This window comes from Streptomyces sp. SID4985 (genome assembly GCF_009863025.1).
Classification (GTDB): Bacteria; Actinomycetota; Actinomycetes; order Streptomycetales; family Streptomycetaceae; genus Streptomyces.
Genome location: NZ_WWIR01000554.1, coordinates 1 through 5,272, shown reverse-complemented (window position 1 = coordinate 5,272; position 5,272 = coordinate 1). Strand labels below are relative to the sequence as shown.

Below are 5,272 nucleotides of genomic sequence, written 5' to 3'. Positions count from 1 at the left end.
GGCCCCGGATGCGCCTGGACCAGCCGCGCCCGCCGCGCCGTCGGCTGCTGCCGGAGTGGGACGCGGAGGCGTTCGGCCGCCTTTCGGAGCGGATCGCGCGCTTCCTCGGGACGGGCCGTTTCCTCGTCTGGATGACGGTCGTCATCATCGTGTGGGTGCTGTGGAACATCGCGGCCCCGGCGGTGGTGCGCTTCGACCCGTACCCGTTCATCTTCCTGACCCTGATGCTCTCCCTCCAGGCGTCCTACGCGGCTCCGCTGATCCTGCTCGCGCAGAACCGGCAGGACGACCGCGACCGGGTGAACCTGGAGCAGGACCGCAAGCAGAACGAGCGGTCGATCGCGGACACCGAGTACCTGACCCGGGAGATCGCCGCACTGCGCATGGGCCTGGGTGAAGTGGCCACCCGGGACTGGATCCGCTCCGAGCTCCAGGACCTGATCCGGGACCTGGAGGAGCAGCGGCGCCGCGACGGACACCCGTCCCGCATCTCATTCCCGGCGGAACGGGCGGAACGGCCGTCGGGGCGTGACGCAGACGACCGCTGAGGCGCTACACGGCGGCACCGTCCCGCGCCGTACCATCGACCTTATGGCTATGGAAGACGCGGTGCGCGAGGCGCTGGCGACGGTGAACGACCCCGAGATCAACCGACCGATCACCGAACTCGGCATGGTCAAATCGGTGGAGATCGGCGCGGACGGCGCGGTCGCGGTCACCGTCTACCTGACGGTCTCCGGCTGCCCGATGCGCGAGACCATCACCGAGCGCGTGACCACGGCGGTGTCCCGCGTCACGGGGGTCACCCGGGTCGACGTCGCCCTGGACGTGATGAGCGACGAGCAGCGCCGGGAGCTGGCCAACGCGCTGCGCGGCGGGCAGGCCGAGCGCGAGATCCCCTTCGCCAAGCCCGGCAGTCTCACCCGGGTCTACGCGGTCGCCTCCGGCAAGGGCGGCGTCGGCAAGTCCTCCGTGACGGTGAACCTGGCGGCCGCGATGGCCGCCGACGGTCTGAAGGTCGGTGTCGTGGACGCCGACATCTACGGCCACAGCGTGCCGCGCATGCTGGGCGCGGACGGCCGTCCCACCCAGGTCGAGAACATGATCATGCCGCCGTCGGCGAACGGCGTGAAGGTCATCTCGATCGGCATGTTCACCCCGGGCAACGCGCCGGTCGTCTGGCGCGGCCCGATGCTGCACCGCGCGCTCCAGCAGTTCCTCTCGGACGTGTACTGGGGCGACCTGGACGTGTTGCTGCTCGACCTGCCGCCGGGCACCGGTGACATCGCGATCTCGGTGGCCCAGCTGATCCCGAACGCGGAGATCCTGGTCGTGACGACCCCGCAGCAGGCGGCGGCCGAGGTGGCCGAGCGCGCGGGCTCGATCGCGGTGCAGACCCACCAGAAGATCGTCGGCGTGGTCGAGAACATGTCGGGCCTGCCCTGCCCGCACTGCGGCGAGATGGTCGACGTGTTCGGCACGGGCGGCGGCCAGTCGGTCGCCGAGGGCCTGACCCGCACCACGGGCGCGACGGTCCCGGTCCTCGGCAGCATCCCGATCGACGTGCGGCTGCGCGAGGGCGGCGACGACGGCAAGCCGGTCGTCCTGACCGACCCCGAGTCCCCGGCGGGCTCGGCCCTGCGGTCCATCGCGGGCAAGCTGGGCGGCCGTCAGCGCGGCCTGTCGGGGCTGTCGCTGGGGATCACGCCGCGGAACAAGTTCTGAGGCACGACGCACGAAAAGGGGGCACCGGCGGAATCCGCCGGTGCCCCCTTTTCGTGTCGTCAGGCGTAGGCGCCGATGTCCTTGACGATGGCGAAGCCGAGCCCGTAGGCGCTCATGCCCCGGCCGTACGCGCCGAGGTGGACCCCCGCCCCGGTGGAACCCGCCAGCACCCAGCCGAACTCGGACTCCCGGTAGTGGAAGGGTGTGGCCACGCCGTCCACGGGCAGGGAGAGCATGGACCACTCCGTGCCCTCCAGGTCGTCGGCGAGCGCCCAGGCGGTCTCGGTCTGCTGGTCCAGCCAGTCGTCGCGCAGGGCGTGGTCCATCTGGCCGGGCCAGGTGACCGACAGGAGCCCCACACCGGCCAGCCAGGCCGCCGAGGAGACCGAGGTGGCCTCCAGGAGCCCGGTGCCGTCGGCGCTGCGCCGGGAGGGGTTCACCGGCACGGTCACGACGACCGCGAACTTCTCCCTGGCCTCGTCGGTGGCCGAGGCGCTGTGCTCGTGGCGCACCGAGGGCTCGTCGCCGTGGCCGATCGATCCGTGCTCCACGGCGCCGTCGGCCGCCGTGCCGACCTGCATCAGCCAGCGGGCGCCCGTGAACGCCTCGTCCAGGCCGTACCACGGGAAGGGCGCCCGCAGATAGCCGTCGACCGATCGGTGGCCGGACGGGCCCCGCTGTCCGCCCGCCGCGGTCGGCGTCTTCGCGCCCACCCGACTCGTCGTCTCCATGCCCGGACGCCTCCTCGCTCTCGTCGGACCGGGGCAGCCCGCCCCCCTTCGGGCGTACGCGCCCGGTCCGCACAACAACTCGGCAGCATATCCACACCGCTGGGAGCCGCTGGGAAACCGCCCTGCTCGTGGGTCGTGCGGGGAACGGGCCGACGCGATGTGCGGCAGGTACGCGCCGTTCAGGGGGTCGTGAGGGACGGATACGGCCGCGTGTCGCGCGGTGGGCCGTACGGGTGAGACGGGCTCAGGTGGCGTCGGCGTCGAAGGGCGGACGCTCGTCCGGGCCCGGCGTGTCGGGGCGCTTGGTCATGTCGACACGCCCGCCGGACGGGGGCTGCGGGGCGGCGGGTACGGCCGTGTCGTGGCCGTTGACCGAGTCGGTGAGGTCGGTCATCTCGCGCTTGAGGTCGAAGCCGCTGCGGATCTCCTGGAGCCCCAGGTCGTCGTTCTCCAGCTGCTTGCGCAGGAACGTCTTGGGGTTCAGGTCCTCGAACTCGAAGTCCTTGAACTCGGGGCCGAGCTCGCTGCGGATGTCCTGCTTGGCGCTGTCCGAGAACTCGCGGATCTTGCGGATCGTCCGCGTGACGTCCTGGATGAACTTGGGGAGCTTGTCCGGACCGAAGACGAGCACGGCGAGGACGATGAGCGTGAGCAGCTCAAGCGGCCCTATGTCATTGAACACCTGAAGCTCCTTGGGATGTCCTCGGTCGCTCAACGGTACCCGGCGCGGTCCGGAGTCCGGTACCGCGCCGGGGTGAGACTTCCGTCAGTTCCGCTCGGAGGCTCCCAGGACGAGGGAGACGGCCCGCTCGGCCCCGGCGCGCTCGACGGTGAGGCGGAGCCGGTCGCCGGGCCGGTGGGCGCGGATCTTGACGATCAGCTCCTCGCCGGAGTGGACGCGGTGGCCGTCGACCGCGGTGACGAGGTCGCCCGCCTTCAGTCCGGCGCGGTCACCGGGGCCGCCCGGCTGCACGGCGGGGCCGCCGGTGCCGCCCTTGGCGGAGACGCGGGCGGCGTCGCCGGTGTAGCCCATGTCGAGGGTGACGCCGATGACGGGATGGGTGGCGTGCCCCTCGTTGATCAGTTCCTCGGCGACCCGCCGGGCCTGGTTGGCCGGGATGGCGAAGCCGAGGCCGATGGACCCGGACTGGCTCTCGCCGGAGTCCGTGTCGTTGCCGGCGGAGCGGATGGCGGAGTTGATGCCGATGACCTGGGCGTGCGCGTCGAGGAGCGGTCCGCCGGAGTTGCCGGGGTTGATCGGGGCGTCGGTCTGGAGCGCGTCGACGTAGGAGATGTCGCTGCCGTCGCCCTTCTCGCCACCGGCCGTGATGGGGCGTTCCTTGGCGCTGATGATGCCGGAGGTGACGGTGTTGGCCAGGTCGAAGGGGGCGCCGATGGCGACGACCGGGTCCCCCACGCGCACGTCGTCGGAGTCGCCGAGCGCCAGGGGCGTGAGACCGCGTACGCCGCTGACCTGGACCACCGCGAGGTCGTACCCGCTGTCCCGGCCGACGACCCGGGCCTGCGCGGTGTCGCCGGTACTGAACGTCACGGTGATCTCGCCGCCGGAGGAGGCGGGCGCGACCACGTGGTTGTTGGTGAGGATGTGGCCCCGGGTGTCGAGGACGAACCCGGTACCGGTCCCGGCCTCGTCGTCGCCGCTCACATGCAGGGTGACGACACTGGGCAGCGCCCGCGCGGCTATCCCGGCCACGCTCCCCGGCGCCCTGCCCGCGGGCACCTTGGCCGCCTGCGGCAGATGCACGTCCCCGATCCCCGCCCGCTCCACCCACGCCCCGGCGAACCCACCGAGCCCCCCGGCGACGAGCACGACGACGAGCCCCCACCCGAGCAGCGCCTTCCGCCGCGAGGGCCGCTCCACGGGCAGGACGGGGTCGGTCTGCTGGAGATTCGGCACGGCCCAGGGGTCGTAGCGCTGCCAGGGGTCGGCGGGGGCTGGGGCTGGGGCTGGGGTTGGGACCGGGTGGGGCTGGGGTGCGTGGGACTGGTGGGCTTGGGTCTGATGCGCGTGGGGTTGGTGCGCGTGAGTCTGGTGCGCGTGGGACTGGTGCGCCGGGTCCGGCGGGGCGTCGGCGGTGGGGTACGGCGCCTGGGACGGCACGTACGGCGTCCCGTGGGCGGGTGCCACTCCGGGGCCCTGGAAGGGCGGAGCAGGCGCCCAGGGGCCGGGTTCGCCGTAGGGCGGGGTGCTGTAGGGGTCGGGCTCGTGCAGCGGGGTGGGCCTGGCGGGGGCGGTGTCGTCCGGTACGTGGGCACGGCCGTCCACCGGCTCCGCCTCACGCGCGGCCACGACCGGCCCGTCCCCCGGCTCCGGATCACGCGCCGGAACGACCAGTCCGTCCACCGGCTCCACTTCACGCCCCGGCACGACCAGCTCATCCACCGGCTCCCCCTCACGCTCGGGCTCGGCCAAACCCTCCACCGGCTCCCCCTCACAGCCGGGGCCGGCCGGTCCGCCCACCGGCTCCGGATCACGCGCTGGCACGACCAGCTCATCCACCGGCTCCCGCTCGCGCACCGGCACAACCAGACCCTCCACCAGCTCCGGATCACTCCCCGACGCGACCGGAAAGGCCCCCGGCTCCGCCGCACCCGCCACCGCGTCTCCGGCATTCCGCTCGGCGGCCGGAGAAACCTCGGGTTCCACCCCGCCAAGCCCAGCCGCAGGCGCCGTCGGCACCGGCCCAGCCGGGAAATCCCCCCGCCGATCCGCACCCCGCGCCACGCCCCCGGCACCCGGCCCGGCAGCCGGGGAAACTCCAGGTTCCACCCCGCCAAGCCCAGCCGCAGGCGCC

At 72.9% G+C, this 5,272-nt stretch carries 5 protein-coding genes and 1 pseudogene; 3 read left to right on the top strand and 3 right to left on the bottom strand.

What is annotated here, in order from left to right:
• Window positions 1–8 precede the first annotated feature (8 nt).
• On the top strand, window positions 9–548 hold the full coding sequence (locus tag GTW40_RS23915; protein WP_161182240.1) for a DUF1003 domain-containing protein: 540 nt from the start codon (window positions 9–11) through the stop codon (window positions 546–548).
• Between the two features lie 43 nt (window positions 549–591).
• Window positions 592–1,725 (top strand): Mrp/NBP35 family ATP-binding protein, encoded by a 1,134-nt coding sequence (locus GTW40_RS23910; protein WP_161182238.1) that lies wholly within the window; start codon window positions 592–594, stop codon window positions 1,723–1,725.
• A 59-nt stretch (window positions 1,726–1,784) separates the two neighbouring features.
• Here the strand turns inward: GTW40_RS23910 and GTW40_RS23905 are convergent, their stop codons facing one another.
• The 3 genes from GTW40_RS23905 to GTW40_RS23895 form a co-directional block, all read right to left on the bottom strand.
• A complete protein-coding gene (locus GTW40_RS23905; protein ID WP_161182237.1) occupies window positions 1,785–2,456 on the bottom strand; it encodes a hypothetical protein in 672 nt (223 codons plus the stop codon).
• A 244-nt stretch (window positions 2,457–2,700) separates the two neighbouring features.
• Window positions 2,701–3,138, bottom strand: a complete 438-nt coding sequence (locus GTW40_RS23900) for a sec-independent translocase (RefSeq protein WP_161182236.1) — start codon at window positions 3,136–3,138, stop codon at window positions 2,701–2,703.
• A gap of 84 nt (window positions 3,139–3,222) precedes the next feature.
• Complete coding sequence (locus tag GTW40_RS23895; protein WP_343245772.1) at window positions 3,223–4,743, bottom strand: trypsin-like peptidase domain-containing protein; 1,521 nt, start codon at window positions 4,741–4,743, stop codon at window positions 3,223–3,225.
• Here GTW40_RS23895 and GTW40_RS33595 point away from each other — a divergent pair.
• Window positions 4,726–5,272: pseudogene (locus GTW40_RS33595) on the top strand (hypothetical protein); the annotation flags it as partial. The gene GTW40_RS23895 and the pseudogene GTW40_RS33595 overlap by 18 nt on opposite strands.